The 15,896-nt window shown below is 58.4% G+C and carries 15 protein-coding genes; 7 read left to right on the forward strand and 8 right to left on the reverse strand.

Annotated elements, in window-relative coordinates; translation table 11 throughout:
• Positions 1–157 precede the first annotated feature (157 nt).
• Together J5Y17_RS12495 and J5Y17_RS12500 are read right to left on the reverse strand one after the other, a co-directional pair.
• A complete protein-coding gene (locus tag J5Y17_RS12495) occupies positions 158–925 on the reverse strand; it encodes an ABC transporter permease (protein WP_219785593.1) in 768 nt (255 codons plus the stop codon).
• A gap of 3 nt (positions 926–928) precedes the next feature.
• Complete coding sequence (locus J5Y17_RS12500) at positions 929–1,756, reverse strand: ABC transporter ATP-binding protein (protein ID WP_370628942.1); 828 nt, start codon at positions 1,754–1,756, stop codon at positions 929–931.
• Between the two features lie 386 nt (positions 1,757–2,142).
• On the opposite strand from J5Y17_RS12500, the gene J5Y17_RS12505 reads away from it, so the two are divergent.
• Entirely contained in the window at positions 2,143–2,499 is a 357-nt protein-coding gene (locus J5Y17_RS12505) for a DUF1761 domain-containing protein (protein ID WP_219785595.1), read from the forward strand.
• Between the two features lie 72 nt (positions 2,500–2,571).
• On the opposite strand, the gene J5Y17_RS12510 is transcribed toward J5Y17_RS12505, so the two are convergent.
• The 6 genes from J5Y17_RS12510 to J5Y17_RS12535 form a co-directional block, all read right to left on the reverse strand.
• Complete coding sequence (locus tag J5Y17_RS12510; protein ID WP_219785596.1) at positions 2,572–3,519, reverse strand: AraC family transcriptional regulator; 948 nt, start codon at positions 3,517–3,519, stop codon at positions 2,572–2,574.
• Positions 3,520–3,542: 23 nt separating this feature from the next.
• Positions 3,543–4,499: an alpha/beta hydrolase gene (locus tag J5Y17_RS12515; protein ID WP_219785597.1), complete on the reverse strand. Its 957-nt coding sequence runs from the start codon at positions 4,497–4,499 to the stop codon at positions 3,543–3,545.
• 298 nt (positions 4,500–4,797) lie between these two features.
• Positions 4,798–6,117 (reverse strand): TRAP transporter large permease subunit, encoded by a 1,320-nt coding sequence (locus tag J5Y17_RS12520; protein WP_219785598.1) that lies wholly within the window; start codon positions 6,115–6,117, stop codon positions 4,798–4,800.
• Position 6,118: 1 nt separating this feature from the next.
• Positions 6,119–6,691, reverse strand: a complete 573-nt coding sequence (locus J5Y17_RS12525; RefSeq protein WP_219785599.1) for a TRAP transporter small permease subunit — start codon at positions 6,689–6,691, stop codon at positions 6,119–6,121.
• A gap of 65 nt (positions 6,692–6,756) precedes the next feature.
• Positions 6,757–7,764: a TRAP transporter substrate-binding protein gene (locus tag J5Y17_RS12530; protein WP_219785600.1), complete on the reverse strand. Its 1,008-nt coding sequence runs from the start codon at positions 7,762–7,764 to the stop codon at positions 6,757–6,759.
• Between the two features lie 27 nt (positions 7,765–7,791).
• Positions 7,792–8,292 (reverse strand): gluconokinase, encoded by a 501-nt coding sequence (locus tag J5Y17_RS12535; RefSeq protein ID WP_219785601.1) that lies wholly within the window; start codon positions 8,290–8,292, stop codon positions 7,792–7,794.
• Between the two features lie 124 nt (positions 8,293–8,416).
• On the opposite strand from J5Y17_RS12535, the gene J5Y17_RS12540 reads away from it, so the two are divergent.
• The 6 genes from J5Y17_RS12540 (at position 8,417) to J5Y17_RS12565 (ending at position 15,825) form a co-directional block, all read left to right on the forward strand.
• The gene (locus tag J5Y17_RS12540; protein ID WP_370628943.1) at positions 8,417–9,433 is read left to right on the forward strand and encodes a LacI family DNA-binding transcriptional regulator; all 1,017 of its coding nucleotides are present in this window, start codon (positions 8,417–8,419) and stop codon (positions 9,431–9,433) included.
• A gap of 237 nt (positions 9,434–9,670) precedes the next feature.
• Positions 9,671–11,296, forward strand: a complete 1,626-nt coding sequence (locus J5Y17_RS12545) for an ABC transporter ATP-binding protein (protein WP_255572072.1) — start codon at positions 9,671–9,673, stop codon at positions 11,294–11,296.
• 206 nt (positions 11,297–11,502) lie between these two features.
• Positions 11,503–12,024 carry a MarR family winged helix-turn-helix transcriptional regulator gene (locus J5Y17_RS12550; protein WP_219785603.1) on the forward strand — a complete coding sequence of 174 codons (522 nt, stop codon included), beginning with the start codon at positions 11,503–11,505 and terminating at the stop codon, positions 12,022–12,024.
• On the forward strand, positions 12,021–12,725 hold the full coding sequence (locus tag J5Y17_RS12555; RefSeq protein WP_219785604.1) for an SDR family NAD(P)-dependent oxidoreductase: 705 nt from the start codon (positions 12,021–12,023) through the stop codon (positions 12,723–12,725). The genes J5Y17_RS12550 and J5Y17_RS12555 overlap by 4 nt, the downstream gene beginning before the upstream one ends.
• Position 12,726: 1 nt before the next feature.
• The gene (locus J5Y17_RS12560) at positions 12,727–14,058 is read left to right on the forward strand and encodes an FAD-binding oxidoreductase (RefSeq protein ID WP_219785605.1); all 1,332 of its coding nucleotides are present in this window, start codon (positions 12,727–12,729) and stop codon (positions 14,056–14,058) included.
• Between the two features lie 102 nt (positions 14,059–14,160).
• The gene (locus tag J5Y17_RS12565) at positions 14,161–15,825 is read left to right on the forward strand and encodes a peptide ABC transporter substrate-binding protein (RefSeq protein ID WP_219785606.1); all 1,665 of its coding nucleotides are present in this window, start codon (positions 14,161–14,163) and stop codon (positions 15,823–15,825) included.
• The last annotated feature ends 71 nt before the right edge of the window (positions 15,826–15,896 follow it).

Below are 15,896 nucleotides of genomic sequence, written 5' to 3' on the forward strand. Positions count from 1 at the left end.
AACCTGGACGAGAGATCGTTAGGGCAACGCCCCGAGCTTTTGCTCATGTCATGTCAATGAAAGCGCAATTCGCATGCCAACTCGGCGAAATCGCAGTGGCCCGCACAGTAAAAACTTAAGAACGTGCGGGCCTTGGCGCTGAGTATCTCGATTGAACTCAGATCGAGATTTCCCGTTTTTGTTTTGCTTTTTCCCAGGGCATCGAAATGCGCGCCAGAAGGCTGACCCCGGTATTCATCAGCACCGACATGGTGATAATCGCAACGAGAGCCGCGAACACACCCGCGGTGTTGAACTGGCTCGAAGCATGAGACAGCAGGTAGCCGAGTCCGCGGTTTGCCGCGATCATTTCACCAACGATCGCGCCGATCATTGCGTAAGGCACGGACAAACGCAGCCCCGTAAACACCCAGACGATGGCCGAGGGTAGCACCACTTTGCGCATCACATCGCGCTCATTGGCCCCCATCAAGCGCATGATGTTTACCAGTTCCTGACTCACACTGCGCACACCGGTGTAGGTGTTGAGGAAGACGAGGAAGAACACAATCGTCGCCGTCAGCAGGATCTTCATTTCGATCCCGATCCCGAACCAGATGATGAACAGCGGTGCCAAAGCAATTTTGGGGATACTGTAGAAGGCCATAATGAAGGGATTCAGCAGCTCAGCGAGCTTTTCCGCACGCCCGAGGATCAAGCCAATCGTCATGCCGACGAAAGCCCCGAGCAGGAAGCCCGCAATCGCTTCAATCGCCGTAATCCCGGCATGGAAAAAGATACGTCCGTCCAGCAACCATTCCCAGAAAGTCGCCGCGATGTCGCTCGGCGTGCTGATCAGATATTTCTGAATCAGTCTCCCGGAGGCGAACTCCCAAAACCCCAAGAATGCCGCGAGGATTCCCAATCTCGATATGAACATGATCATGTTTTAGTTCTCCCCTGCGGCCGCCGAAGGCGCCATTTCATCCCAAAGTCGCGCGGTCAGTTGCACATATTGCGCATTGTGACGGATGCTGAACAAATCGCGCTCGCGCGGAAGCGGAATGTCGAGCACCTCACTGATCGTTCCGGGACGTCCCGAAAACACAACGCAGCGATCCGCAAGTGCAACGGCCTCGTCCAGATCATGTGTCACGAACAGGACAGTCTTGTTCAGCTGCGCCACGATGCGGCGAATTTCCATCTGCATCTTGAGACGCAATTGCGCATCCAGCGCAGCGAATGGCTCATCGAACAAAAGCGTTTCCGGATCGTACGCAAGCAGCCTTGCCAGAGCGCAGCGCTTGCGCATCCCACCCGAAAGTTCACTCGGATAGTGGTCACCAAACCCCGTAAGCCCAACGAGATCCAAAAGTTCATCGACACGGTCACGGATCTCGCCCCGAGAAAGTTTGGCGATTTCGAGCGGCACCGCAATGTTGCGCGCCACGGTGCGCCAATGCAGCAGATGATCGCTCTGAGTCATGTAGCCCACTTTTTGATTGTAGGGCTCGACGGGGACGCCCCCATAGGTGACGGTCCCTTCGGTCGGGGCGAACAATCCGGCCGTCATGTTGAGCAATGTCGATTTCCCGCACCCAGAAGGGCCGACCAGCGTCAAGAACTCTCCTTCGCGGACAGAGAGCGAAACATCGCGCACTGCCTGCAAAGCTCCAAACGATTTCGAAACCGCGTCAAACCTTACCAGCTCGGGTTTTGCCTCTGTGTGAGGCGCTGCGCTTCGAGCGACCATTTGGTCTACTTTTTCTGCTTGCATTAAAGTGTCTCCTCCAAAACCGCTGCCATTCTTCAAATGACAACAGATCTACTGAAATTTGATATCGCAATTGCTGTGCCAAAGCCCATGTTCGCGAAGCAAAATCGGCAAATGATAATAATCGACAGAAGAGAACTGGTCTCGACACGTGCAGGATGCCTGCCCTTTAAGCCTCACGGAGTTGCCGCCCCGCCCCCACTGTATGAGCAGCGGCGTGGCTCAAGGTTAAATTGTCTCGACTGCAGAGCGCTTATTCCGGATTGAAATGGGTTTATATGACGGAAGGAACCCGCAGACTTCCCTGAAGGGGAATGATAGCACGCTTCATGCAAAGGCGGGCCGCCTGACGGTCCGCCCCCCTCCCCGCCGGTTCAAGGAGATAGACCATGGGAATACTCAACGTGCTCGTCGCAGGCCTTGGAGCCTGGATCTTAGGACTGGCGTGGTATCGGCATTTCGGCTCCGAGCGTGGCGGCGACCGTCGCCGGACAGTTGCCGTCGCGGCCCTTCCCGTGATGATCCTCGCAGCCGGATTCCTGCGCCACATCTACTTTGTGTCGGGGCTGACAACTGGCATTCCGCTCGGCACCATCGCGGGCTTGGGCATCGGTCTGTTTTTCATCGCCCCCTGGCTCTGGCTGCGCGATCTGGCCGAGCGCCGCGACAGGCAGATCACGTTGATCGATGCTGGCTACGCCTGTGTTGCAACCGCTCTCATGGGCGGTTTGCTTGTGGCCATCTAACACCCACGCCAAAACAGTATGACTGCGAGAACGAGTGCTGGCTCGAACTGACGTGTCGTGCAGCGGTGCACGTCAGTGCGCAACCTCGAGACGCAGCTGCTCGATATCCCTTTTGGGGGGATTGCCGAAAAGACGGGAGTATTCCCGACTGAACTGCGACGGGCTTTCATATCCGACGCGGAAGGAGGCGCTGGCGGCATCCAAATGATCGTTCAACATCAACTGGCGTGCTTCTGTGAGGCGGAGCCACTTTTGATATTTCAGCGGGCTCATCGTCGTCAGGTCACGAAACCGCTGATGGAACGTCGAGGCGCTCATCTGCGCGCGCTCTGCCAAATCGTCGACGCGCAGCGGCTCGGCGTAGTTCAGTTTCATCCAGTTGAGCAAAGCGAGAATGCGCTGGTTCGGACTGCCCGCAGCCACAAAAGACCAGAGACGCCCCCCTTGATCGCTTAACAAAAGGCGGTAGTGGATTTCCTGCAGGATCAGCGGCGCGAGGACGGGGATTGCCTCAGGTTCGTTCACCAGAGCGACAAGCCGTTCCAGCGGGGAAATAAGCTGCGGCGTGACCGTTCCGACCGCGACGCTGCCGTGATCTGTTTGCAGCCGCTGCGGCATCACATCACGTGCGACCATCTCCGCCAGCATGCGCTGATTGAGGCGCATGACAAGGCCGAGACAGGGTGCCTCCGGACTGGCTTCGATGATTTGGGTCTGACCTGGGATTTCCAGCGAGGTGATCAGAAATCCGGAGGGGTCATAGCGATGCGGCGCGCCGTCCACGATCATCTGCTTCGCGCCCTGAGCCACGACCAAAAGCGCGGGTTCGACGAGGCACGTGTCGGGCTCTGTCGGACGGGTGCGCCGGAAGAAACTCACCCCGTCAATCGGCGAAGCCACGTCCTCTGCCTCGCCGCAATAGGCCTGAATCATCGCCGCGAGTTTCGCGTGCGGGGCCTGTGTGTCTCGTGTCTCGTTATCGGTCATCGGCAGGGTGTCCAGAATGTGCAGCGGGGCCATCTCACGATGGCCCCACAAAGTTATCACAGGTTCTCGGAGAAGAAGCTGGTGAATTTATCAAAGGGGATCTTGTCCATCTGGTCGTAGAGATCCGTATGGGTCGCGCCTTCGACGATGAACAGCTCTTTCGGTTCGGCCGCATTCTCATAGGCGGTCTTGCTGAAGTAGAGCGAGTGCGCCTCGGACCCGTGGACGAGCAGCACCGGACGCGGCGCGATTTCGTCGATGTAGGTCAGGAGCGGCATGTTCATGAAGGACAGCGGCGTGGTCAGCGTCCAAGAGGCGTTCGAGTTGACCGAGCGCGCGTGGAAGCCACGATTTTCGTCCGTGTAATAGGCTGCATATTCCTTCACGAATTGCGGCGCATCCTCCGGCAGGTTCTGAAGCGCGGTCGGACCGTAGGCTGGCGTGCCGGATTCGGCGTCTGCCCAGCGCAGTTCATTCAGCGACTTACGGCCTTCCATGCGCTGTTCTTTCGTGGTGCTATCGAAGTAGCCCTGAGACATCATACGGCTGATGTCATACATCGTGGTGGCTGCCACGGCTTTGATCCGCGGGTCGGCTGCTGCCGCGTTCAGGCCCATACCGCCAAAGCCGCAAATGCCAAGGATGCCGATACGCTCACGATCGACATTGGGAAGCAGGCCAAGAAAATCGACAGCGGCGCTAAAGTCCTCGGTGTTGATCTCGGGCGAAGCGAGATTGCGGGGTTCACCACCGCTTTCACCGGTGTAGGAGGCGTCGAAAGCAAGCGTGACAAAGCCGCGCTCTGCCAGCTCTTGCGCGTGCAGGCCGGAGGATTGCTCTTTCACGGCGCCGAACGGGCCGCTGACTGCGATGGCGGCGAAGGGACCATCACCCTTCGGGGTGTAAAGATCACCGGCAAGCGTGATGCCATAGCGGTTGGTAAAGGTGACTTTGCTGTGGTCGACTTTGTCGCTTTTCGCGAAGGTTTTGTCCCAGTCTTGAGTGAGGGTCATGATCTGTCCTTTCAATTTCGGCGCGCTGACGGTCGTGTCGGCGTTGACTGTTAGATAGTCTCCCGCAGGCCGAGACAGGTAGAAAGATTCACCTTCATTCTTGCCTAATTCTCCGAAGGTGTGGATTTTTGTCAATCACTCGCAGAGCGCGACGTCGGGTGTGAGCGACCTAATTTCTCATTGACCACTCCACAACATCCTTGCCGACGTCCGCGTTGCGGCACGCCAAATGCAACAAAAAATGCCCCGAACCTGACAGGTCGGGGCATTTCAAATAGTTGGCCTTGTGACGCGCAGATCAGCGACCGGTGATACCCGGGAACATGATGAGCATCGCGAGAGCCAGAATCTGAAGCGCGATGAAAGGCAGCAGCGACCGGAAAATCTCTCCGAGGCTGATATCTGCTGGCGCGACAGACTTGAGGTAGAAAGCCGCTGGGCCAAAGGGCGGCGACAAGAAGCTCACCTGCATGTTCATGCAGAACAGAACACCGAACCACACCGGATCATAACCGAGATCGACAATGATCGGCACAAAGACGGGCATGGCGAGGAGCGCGATGCCGACCCAGTCGAGGAACATCCCCAAGAGGAAGAGGATCGCCATCATGAACAGGAGCACATGCAGCGGATTGTCGGAGATATTGGCCACCAGCGACTGGATAAAGGCAAGACCACCCATCAGGTTGAACACGCCCACAAGCGCAGAGGCCCCGATCCCGATCCAGACGATCATACCGACGGTTTGAAGCGTCTGAAGTGCGGCCCCTTTCATGAGCGCCCAGGAGAACTCTCTGCGCAGAATGGTCGAAAGGATGACCCCCAACACGCCGACAGCAGAGGCTTCGGTCACACTGGCGATCCCGCCATAGATCGAACCGAGCACGCCGATCACCACAAGTATGGGCAGGATCAGCCCGCGCAGGAGCTTGAGCTTTTCCGACATAGGCGTGTGGTCGTCTGCCGGCAGCGCGGGGGCGATCGACGGATTGAGATAGGCCCGGATGAGCACATAGGCGACATAGAAACCGGCGAGCATCAGCCCCGGAAAGAACGAGGCCGTGAAAAGATCGCCGATTGAGACGTTGGCGGTCAGACCATAGATGATCAGCACGATGGACGGCGGCACCATCGTCCCGAGCGCACCGCCCGCACAGACGACACCAATCGCCAAACGACGGTCGTATCCCAGACGCAGCATCTGCGGCAACGCGATCAAACCGAGCAGAACAATCTCGCCGCCAATGATGCCGGACATGGCCGCCAGAATAACGGCCACAACGATCGTCTGGATCGCAACCCCGCCGCGCAGGCGTCCGCCTACGAGTTTCATCGCATCAAAGAGATCGCGCGCGATTCCGGACCGATCAAGGATTGCCGCCATCAGAACAAACATCGGCACGGAAACAAAGACAAAGCTCGACACGAAGGAGTAAACACGGCTCGTAATGAGCGGCACAGCCATCGGCCCGAACCATCCGAGCGCAAAGAGGAGCGCGACGAGCAAGGTCACGAAGGCGAGAGGGATACCCGTCAGCAGCAGCAAAAGCAGCATGCCGAACATCATATAGGTGCCCGTCTCGACCCCAAGCGCCTGTAAAGATCCAAAGAGTTCCATGTTAGCGCTTCCCTCGGAAGTAGTTGATTGCAAGGATCAGGAACTGCACGGCCATGACCGTGAGAACCGCGAGCAGAAAAATCTTCATGACACCCGGATAGACTGGGTCCCACGCACTCCCAGAGCGCTCGAGGCGGAATTCGCCTGAGGGCGTAAAGGCAGCGCGCTTGACCATGATCCACGCCGCATAGGCGAACATCGCGGAGGACAGGGCGCAAATCACCGAGATGACGACGTCGAGCCAACGACGCGCCCGCGGCGGGAGCGCATCATAGATCAGCACGACGCGGATATGGCTGTCGCGGGCGACGCAGTAGAGACCGCCATAGACAAAAGCCACGCCGCACAAAAAGATCGTGGTCTCATGCGCCCAGTTCGTCGGGCTGTTGAAGAAATAGCGAAGGACGACCTCCTGAATCAGGATTAGCATCGCAACGACGATCCCCGCTGCAAAGATCAGCCCCCCGGACGAGATCACACGACCGAGCAATCCGGCCTCTTGCACGGGCGCGCCCGTCTCGCGTGGTGTTTCGCCACTCACACTGAGTTTGTTGTTTTCCTTGGCGGTGCCCATCGGATGCCTCCACATCAAAAGAAGGGGCCGCCCCATACGGAGCCGCCCCTTGGATCAAGCCCAGCTTACATGAGACCTTTTTCGGTGAGGTATGCGGTCAGAGCGTCATAGACTTTCTGAGCATTCTCAGAACGCTCCGCGACCTTCTGCCATTCGCCTTGGGCGATCTGACGGAACTTTGCACGCTCTTCTGCGGACCAGTCATGGATGGTGACCTCGCCGGAGGCGTTTGCCTCTTCAACCGCGGCTTCGTCAGCTGCACGCAGAGCGGCAACCTGCATCACGGAGAATTCCTGAACAGAGGCTTCGAGCGCCGCCTGCTGATCTTCGGTCAGACTGTCCCATTTGGTCTTGTTCATCGAGATTTCGACGAGCGGCATGGAATGGAACCCCGGGTACACCGGATGGGGCGCAACATCGTGCATGCCTTGTGCGTGGTTGGTCGAGAACACGGTGTAGTCCGCAGCATCGATCACGCCTTTGTCGAGCGAGGTAAAGACCTCGGACCCCGGCAGGTTCACAGGGGCTGCGCCAGCGGCGGCAAAGACCTGCTGAACGAGGCCTTCAGGGGCGCGCATTTTGAGACCTTTCAGATCGTCCACGCCGTTGAGCGGCACTTTGGAAACGAAGGCTTCGAGACCCGGAGTGGTCGCGCCGATAAACTGAAGACCATAGGGGTTCTCGAGCTCGTTCATGAGCTCTTTGCCGCCACCTTCATACATGAAGTCGAGCATTTCTTCGGGCTTGCCGTAGGCACCAACGGGGTTGGCAATCAGACCGAAGGCCGGATCCTTGCCCGCAAAATAGGAGGTGTCGGTCACGTGACCATCGAGAATACCCGCCGCAATCGCGTCTTGGGTTTCGTTGTGGGCGACGATGGATTCAACCGGCAAAAGCTCCACGGCGATGGTGCCGCCGGTTTTCTCAAGGACGCTCTCGGCCCACTGCTTTTGCAGCAGGAAGTTCGGGTTGCCGGCCGGATCCGACGATTGGAACCGCAGGGTCATATCTTGAGCCATTGCGATGCTGGATGCGCTCATCAGAACCAGAGCGGCGAGACTAAGTGTTTTCATGGTTTCCTCCCAGGATTGAAATTGAGGTCACGCTTTCAGGGGCGAACGCGTAACGAAGTCTTGTGCGGCGTCGGCCAATTGGCCGAGGGGGTGCGCGATATCGAGAGTAAGAACGGCCTCTCCCGAAGGTGGTTCAAGATCTGCAAGTTGACTGTCGATCAGACTCACCGGCATGTAATGCTCCTCCCGAGCCGCCATGCGCGATGCGATCAGATCGCGATCCCCCTGCAGATGAATGACATCGATGGGTCCGAGGTGTTCGCGCAATCTGTCGCGATACGCTGATTTGAGCGCAGAACATGCGACGACTGACGGCTCGCCGGTTGCGAGCGCTCCCTCAGCCACACGGTCGAGCCAAGACCAACGATCATCATCGGTGAGAGCCGCGCCACTGGCCATCCGGGCGATGGCTTCTGACGAATGATAGTCGTCGGCCTCGATGAATGGGCGGTGCAGGCGATCAGCCAAAAGCACGGCAAGCGTGGACTTGCCCGTTCCGCAAATACCCATGACCAAAATATGCCGCACCGTTTTTCTCCCTTTCGTGCTGCCATCTTATCAAATGACAGCGCTGTCATGCCATTTATAGTTATTGACAGCGCTGTCATTCGTCAACGATTATCTATTTGTGTCGAAAGAAGCGGTCAGAAACGTGCCAAAACATTCAAAACGCATAACTCTTGAGGATGTCGCTCGAGCCGTCGGCGTCTCAACCATCACTGTCAGTCGCGCCCTGAGACGCCCCGAAATGGTGTCAGAAGGGCTTCGAACACGAATCACGAAAGCGGTCGCAGAGCTCGGCTATGTGCCTGATCCGTCCGCGCGTGCGCTCGCGTCGCGCCGGAGCAACGTCATTGGTGTTTTGATCCCGTCGGTGACGAACAACGTGTTTACCGACGTGCTCTCGGGCCTCTACGACACAGTCGCGGGCACGCCCTACAATGTGCAGCTTGGCAATACGCGTTATATCGCTTCGGTCGAAGAAGACTTGATCCGCATCTTCCTAAGCCAACGTCCGGCAGGGCTCATCGTGGCGGGCATTGACCAGTCGCCGGCCTCGCGCGCGCTTCTGGAACAGGCAGATTGCCCGATCGTTCAGATCATGGATGTGTCTAATGACCCGGTGGATATGCTCGTCGGCTTTTCACACCGGGATGCAGCCCGCGCCGCGTCCGAACACCTATTCGCACAGGGCTACCGCGCGCCAGCCTTCATCGGCGCGCGGATGGACCCCCGTTCGGAACGCCGCCTTGCAGGGTTCAGCGACGCGATCAAAGCAGCTGATCCCAACGGCAAACTGCGCAAGCTCACAACTCAGGAGCCATCCAGCGTTCATTTGGGCGGAGAACTTTTCGACCGATTGCTGACACTCGAACCGGACACGGACGCCATCTTTTGCAACAACGACGACCTCGCACTTGGCGCACAATTTGCCGCGCAAAGACGTGGCCTCCAGATCGGCAAAGACATCGGCATTTGCGGTTTCAACGATCTTGAAGTGATGTCGGCCGCCTACCCCTCGATCACCAGCGTTCGCACCTTCCGTCGTGAAATGGGGGAACTCGCAGCGCGCAGGATCCTTGCACGCACAAACGACGAAGACGCCGGCGACCCGATCGTAGATCTCAAATGGCTCCTTTGCGCCCGTGACAGCACCGACCGCAGTTGAAGGCGCAGTTAAAGGCAAGGTGCTACACCTTCGCCCCGTCCCTATATGGACAGAGGCGGGAACACCGCCTCCCCAACGCAATCTCCCGCTCATTAATTACGCAAGCCGCTAAATTTCTGGCGCAAAATCGTGCCAGCTTGCGCTGCGCCACCTTAAAACCAGATCGCAGTCGTTGCCCCTCGCGGGAAACCCGCCCCTTTTGGACGGGCATAATAATGACAAACGATGAGAAAACTGATGACTGACCAACCAACGGGCACCATGCCCGTTCTATCCGTGCGCGACCTATCGGTGGCGCTGCCGGGCAAACATGACCGCCCCTATGCCGTTCAAAATATCAGCTTCGATCTGATGCCTGCGGAGATCCTCTGCATCATCGGCGAATCCGGCTCCGGCAAATCCGTGACCGCGAATACCGTCATGGGCCTCCTGCCCGACGTGATGACAATCGAGAAAGGCCATATCGACTTTCAGGGTCGCTCCCTGCTCGATCTTCCCGAATCCGAGCTGCGCAAACTGCGTGGCCGCGCCGTGTCGATTATCTTCCAGGACCCGCTCTCGGCGCTGAACCCGCTGATGACCATCGGCGATCAAATTCGCGAAGTGCTCGACACGCACAACATGGGCACGCCGGACAGTCGGACCGCGAAAGTGTTGGAAATGCTGACAGAGGTCGGTCTGCCCGATCCCAACTTGATCCAGCATCAATATCCCTTCCGTCTCTCCGGCGGTCAGCGTCAGCGCGTGATGATCGCAATGGCCTTGGCGCTCGACCCCGACATCCTCATCGCGGACGAACCGACCACCGCGCTCGATGTGACAACGCAGGCGCAAATCCTTGATCTCATCAGCCGCATTCAACAGCGCAAGGGCATGAGCGTCATGTTCATCACGCACGACTTCGGCGTCGTGGCCGAAATTGCGGATCGTGTGATCGTGATGGAAAAGGGTCACCTCGTGGAGCAAGGCCCCGCACAACAGGTGCTCGCATCGCCCGCGCATCCCTATACGCAAAAGCTCATCGCCTCCGTGCCGAAAATGCGCGAAGTGGACCGCGAACGCGCCACGAACCGGCATGTCGCCCTCAAGGTGCAGAACCTGCACAAGACCTACCGCACGCGCAGTGGCTTCCTCGGCCGTATACGTGAGGTGAAAGCAGTCGATGACATCAGCTTCACGCTACATAAGGGCGAGACCATCGGCATCGTCGGAGAATCCGGCTCGGGCAAATCGTCCATGGGCAAAGTGCTCATGAAGCTGATCCCCGCCGACAGCGGCGAGATCCGGTTTCAGGGGGAAAACACCTTGGCCCTCGACGAAACCAATTTCCGCCCTCTCCGTCCGCGCATCCAGATGATCTTTCAGGATCCGTTTGCCTCGCTCAACCCGCGCTTCACAATCGGTCAGGCACTGACCGTTGGGCCAATCGCCCACAATCTTTTCACGCGTGATGATGCCCGCAAACGGGCGGAGGAGCTTTTGGAGACTGTTGGCTTGGACCCCTCCGCCTTTGACCGCTACCCGCACGAATTCTCTGGCGGCCAGCGTCAGCGCGTCGGCATCGCGCGGGCGCTCATGTTCGATCCCGAAGTGATTGTCGCGGATGAGGCGGTGTCCGCGCTCGATGTGTCTATTCAGGCGCAGGTGCTCGAACTGCTCGACAAAATCCGGCGCGAACGCAAACTCGCGATGATCTTCATCACCCATGATCTGCGGGTGGCGAGTCAGATCAGCGACGAGATCATCGTCATGCACCGTGGCAAGATGGTCGAATACGGTCCGCCGTCACAGATTTTCCAGGCGCCCGAACATGAATACACGCGCTCGCTGATTGCGGCGATTCCCGGCGCGACCGCAGCGTAACACATCAAAGCACATTTGAGATTTAGAGAGGGGCAGCCTTGGTTGCCCCTTCTTTTTTGCTTACTCCGCGGTCATTCGCCGACTTCGATCTGGCGCAAGTGAACGAAAATGAGGCAATGGTTGTTTTTCACAACTATCCAGTTGTGTTTTGCAACTTTATTATTGCGACCGAAGGACCGGGCCTCAAACATGAAGGAAAGATGACAATGACCACTGATCGCACACCGCCCATGACTGACCCTGATCGCACCCACGACGAAGAGCCTTTGGAGCTCGCTGGCCTGCACATCGACGTGCTCGCGGGGACGTTCAGCTGGTATATCCGTTCGCTCGATTCCGTTGTGTCCCGCGATCTCGATCACCGGATGGGGCATCTCGATGTCGCGAAAGGAAAAGGAAAGATCACGGCGCTGTTGATCGTCGACCGTTATCCAGGCGTCCGTCCCTCGCAAATCGCGGAAGTCCTGATGCGCGACCGGCCGTCCACGGGCCGGATCATCGACACTTTGGTCAAGGCCGGGGATATCCGCCGTGAAGCGGCAGAAGACGATCAGCGCGCCCAAGCGCTCTTTATCACCGAGAAAGGTCACGAACTGGCCGAGCAAGTGCGCGGCATCATTCGCGAACAGGAAGACGAGTTCTTCGACTTCATTGAGCCAGAAGACCGCGAAGCATTCATGCGCATGTTGAAACGTGCCTATCTGAACATGAGGAAAAAACTCGAATGAGTGACACTCGTATCGCCCTGATTTCTGGCGCGAACCGTGGCATTGGGGCCGCTGTCGCGCAGACGCTCTTTAACACTGGCTGGACTGTGTCTCTGGGAATGCGCACCCCTTCGATGCCGGACTGGGCAAAGGACGCCCCCGAACGCGTTCATGTCTTTGCCTATGACGCAGCATCGGAACAAAGCGCAAAAGATTGGGCAAAAGAAGTCATGGAGACCCACGGGCGCATTGATGCCGTGGTTGCCAACGCCGGGATCATGATCCCGAAAACACCCGTTGAGATTTCCGACGACGAGATGGCGCAGCTTCTCGAAATCAACGTTCAGGGCCCGCGCCGTTTGGCTGCTGCGTGCTGGGACGGGCTGAAAATCTCGGGCAAGGGCCGCGTGATCATTCTCGGATCGCTCTCGGGCAAACGCGTGAAATCCGCCCGCGCGGGGTCCTACGCCATCTCCAAATTTGCAGCCGTTGGTCTCGCCCATGCCCTGCGCCACACCGGTTTCGACGATGGCATTCGCGCCACAGTCGTCTGTCCGGGATTTGTCGCGACCGACATGGCCATGGCCCTGAGCGACCGGTCAGCAGAGGCGATGACCGACCCGAAGGACCTCGCCGCCGTGATCCAAATGCTGATCGAACTACCGAACGAGGCGAGCGTCGCCGAATTCTGCGTCAATTGCCAACTTGAGGAGTCATTCTGAGATGCCAGGTCCTTTCGTCGTTCCCGTCCATGGCGATCTCGAATTGCCCAAGAAAGTCGATGTCGTCGTCATCGGTGGCGGTATCATCGGCGCCTCCACCGCGCTCGAACTCGCAGATCAGGGGCTGAAAGTCGCGCTCTGTGAAAAGGGCGGGATCGGCCATGAACAATCGAGCCGCAACTGGGGCTGGGTGCGCATCACCCGCCGTGACCCCCGCGAAATTCCCCTGATGGCCGAAGCCCTGCGCATATGGCCGACACTGGCCGAACGCACAGGACGCGATCTCGGCTACACACGTGCGGGCATCGCCTTTGCCTGCGCGACAAAGAAAGACTTCGACGAACACGAGAGATGGCTCGAACATCTCAAAGACTACCAGATCGATAGCAGGATGCTCTCGTCCAAAGAGTTCAACGAAAAGACCCCCGGAATGAAAATGAACATCGAAGGGGCGCTTTTCACCTCCGTCGATGGCCGAGCGGAGCCGCAAAAAGCGGCCCCTGCGATTGCCGAGGCTGCGCGGGATCGGGGTGCGCATATTCTCACCGAATGTGCCGTGCGCGGGATTCAGACAGCGGGCGGAAAGGTTTGCGGCGTCGTGACAGAGCGTGGCGAGATTGCCTGTGAGCAGGTCGTGCTCGCCGGTGGCGCATGGTCGAGCCTCTTTGCCCGCAACACGGGCCTGCGCCTGCCGCAGCTCAAGGTCAAAAACTCCGTGATCCGCACCAAACCTCTCGAAGGCGGGCCGGAACACGCGATCTGGTCCGAAGGGTTCTCCGTCCGCAAACGTCAGGACGGTGGCTATACCATTGCCGACGGCTTCCGAAATATCGTCGACATCGTGCCGGACAGCTTCCGCTACATGCGCGAATTTCTTCCGGCCCTCGGCGCGGAGTGGAAATCGCTCATGCTGCGCTTTGGTGGAAAGTTCTACGACGAGGCCCGCATCCCGAACAAATGGTCGCTCGATGAGGTCAGCCCCTTCGAATACAACCGCGTGCTCGATCCAAAACCGGCCTTCTCGCTTCAGGACAAAGCACTCGCCAATCTACGAAAGGCGTTTCCGGTGTTCGAGAAAGCCGAGATTGCTCAACGCTGGGCCGGTGCGATCGATGTCACGCCCGACGCCGTTCCGGTGATCTCACCGATTGACGACATTCCCGGCTTCTACATTGCCACCGGCTTTTCCGGACACGGGTTCGGAATCGGGCCGGCCGCGGGGCGTCTCGCCGCGGATCTGGTGACAGGGCGGGCTCCGATCGTCGATCCGACGGCCTTCCGCTTCAACCGCTTCAGTGATGGCTCGAAAATCGAGATCATCACCGGTTTCTGAAGACGCACGCGTCCGTTCCGATGGGCGCCGCAAATGTCGGTTCGTGAAACGCAAGCGCGGACCGATCCTCCCCCAACTTGCGACACCAACAGGGAAACCATGATGACTGACGAGAAGAAAAATTCCGCACATCTCAACCGCCGCCAAACCTTGATGATGATGGGTGCGGCAGGTGCTGCCGGCCTGATAGGGCCGATGGCCATCGGCCGTGACCGCGCCTTTGCCGCCAATGCCGATCCGTCCGGCCAACTGGTGCTTGCGTTCTCGCAAGAGCCGACCGTCTTCAACCCGCTCATGCCGCACATCGAAGTGGACGAAGGCCTCTACTACGCTGTCTACGACACGCTGTTCGATTTCGATCCGTCCGGTGAGTTTTTCCCGATCCTCGCAGCCGAAGTTCCCTCCGTGGCCAACGGCGGCATCACCGCAGATGGTCTGAACTGGAGCCTCAAGCTCAAAGAAGGTGTGACCTGGCACGACGGCACCCCGTTCACCGCAGAAGATGTAAAGTTCTCTCTCGAACTGACCATGGACCCGGATTTCCGCTCCTTCCGCTCCACGGGCTACAAGCTCATGGAAAACATCACGGTCGTCTCACCGACCGAGCTGACCTGGACCATGAGCGAGCCTTTCGCACCGATGGCCGCGATCCTCGCCTCCACCTACATCGTGCCTAAGCACGTGTTTGAGGGTGTAGCCGACAAAAACGACACGGTCCTCAACACCGCGCCGATCGGCACCGGCCCGTTCAAGTTCAAGAGCCGCATGGCCGGTGACCACATCGAGCTTGAGGCCAACAAAGACTACCACATGGATGGTCCGTTCCTCGAAACGCTTATCATCAAATATGTGCCTGATCTGAACGTCATGTACACGCAGTTCAAATCCGGCGACATCGACGTCATCGGCCTGCAGTACATCACGCCGGACCACCTCGAAGAGGCGGAAACGCTCGACGGTAAAGTCGTAAAGGTCGCGGGCACCGCCACCTTTGAATCCATCGGTCTCAACATGACCCGCCCGCAGTTTCAGGAACTGGCCGTGCGTCAGGCGCTCTATGCTGCCATCGACAAAACCTCGATCATCGATGCGCTCTACTACGGCGTGCCGACCCCGACCGAGACCTACATGCCGCGTCAGTCCTACTACTACAACGAGAGCCTGCCGACGCATGAGTTCAGCATCGAGAAGGCAAACGCGATCCTCGATGAAGCTGGCTGGGTCAAAGGCGCTGACGGCATCCGTGAAAAAGACGGCGTGAAACTCGCCTTCTCCAACTCCACGACCGCAGGCAACCACCTGCGCGAGCAGGCGCAACAGTTCATCCAGCAGACCTTCGCCATGATCGGCGTCCAGATGGAGATCAAGAACTTCCCGCCGGCCGTGATGTGGGGCGACTACTGGATGAATTCCGAATTCGACTCCGTTGTTGTGGGCCTCAACACGCTCGCAGGGGCTGACCCAGATACGTCCGACTATTTCATGTCCACCATGTCTCCAGCGCTCGGCGGCTCGGGCCAGAACACCTTCGCCTATCAGAACCCGAAAGTGGACGAGCTTCTTACCAAGGGTGCTGCGAACTTCGTCCCTGAAGAGCGCAAAGCGATCTACGAGGAAATGCAGGCGGTCATGCGTGACGATCTGCCGTTCCTTCCAATGTTCCAATACGCCGTGATCAAAGGCTGGAAAGACGATGTGACCGGCCCGGAGCCGAACGTGAACAACCGCATCGACACCTGGAACGTGCGGGATTGGAAACGCGGCTAAAGCCAGCACGTCCGAACACGTCCCCGAGATGCGGCGCTCCCTTCCCGCCGCATCTCATGGCCAGCCGTGTC

This window comes from Celeribacter sp. PS-C1, from assembly GCF_019429625.1.
Taxonomy (GTDB): domain Bacteria; phylum Pseudomonadota; class Alphaproteobacteria; order Rhodobacterales; family Rhodobacteraceae; genus Celeribacter.

Excerpts from the sequence above, each read along its gene's own strand:
- J5Y17_RS12550 (WP_219785603.1), top strand. The coding sequence starts at position 11,503 with ATGACCACTGATCGCACACCGCCCATGACTGACCCTGATCGCACCCAC.
- J5Y17_RS12500 (WP_370628942.1), bottom strand. The coding sequence starts at position 1,756 with ATGCAAGCAGAAAAAGTAGACCAAATGGTCGCTCGAAGCGCAGCGCCT.
- J5Y17_RS12560 (WP_219785605.1), top strand. The coding sequence starts at position 12,727 with ATGCCAGGTCCTTTCGTCGTTCCCGTCCATGGCGATCTCGAATTGCCC.
- J5Y17_RS12530 (WP_219785600.1), bottom strand. The coding sequence starts at position 7,764 with ATGAAAACACTTAGTCTCGCCGCTCTGGTTCTGATGAGCGCATCCAGC.
- J5Y17_RS12510 (WP_219785596.1), bottom strand. The coding sequence starts at position 3,519 with ATGGCCCCGCTGCACATTCTGGACACCCTGCCGATGACCGATAACGAG.
- J5Y17_RS12505 (WP_219785595.1), top strand. The coding sequence starts at position 2,143 with ATGGGAATACTCAACGTGCTCGTCGCAGGCCTTGGAGCCTGGATCTTA.
- J5Y17_RS12555 (WP_219785604.1), top strand. The coding sequence starts at position 12,021 with ATGAGTGACACTCGTATCGCCCTGATTTCTGGCGCGAACCGTGGCATT.
- J5Y17_RS12495 (WP_219785593.1), bottom strand. The coding sequence starts at position 925 with ATGATCATGTTCATATCGAGATTGGGAATCCTCGCGGCATTCTTGGGG.
- J5Y17_RS12515 (WP_219785597.1), bottom strand. The coding sequence starts at position 4,499 with ATGACCCTCACTCAAGACTGGGACAAAACCTTCGCGAAAAGCGACAAA.
- J5Y17_RS12525 (WP_219785599.1), bottom strand. The coding sequence starts at position 6,691 with ATGGGCACCGCCAAGGAAAACAACAAACTCAGTGTGAGTGGCGAAACA.
- J5Y17_RS12545 (WP_255572072.1), top strand. The coding sequence starts at position 9,671 with ATGACTGACCAACCAACGGGCACCATGCCCGTTCTATCCGTGCGCGAC.
- J5Y17_RS12520 (WP_219785598.1), bottom strand. The coding sequence starts at position 6,117 with ATGGAACTCTTTGGATCTTTACAGGCGCTTGGGGTCGAGACGGGCACC.
- J5Y17_RS12565 (WP_219785606.1), top strand. The coding sequence starts at position 14,161 with ATGACTGACGAGAAGAAAAATTCCGCACATCTCAACCGCCGCCAAACC.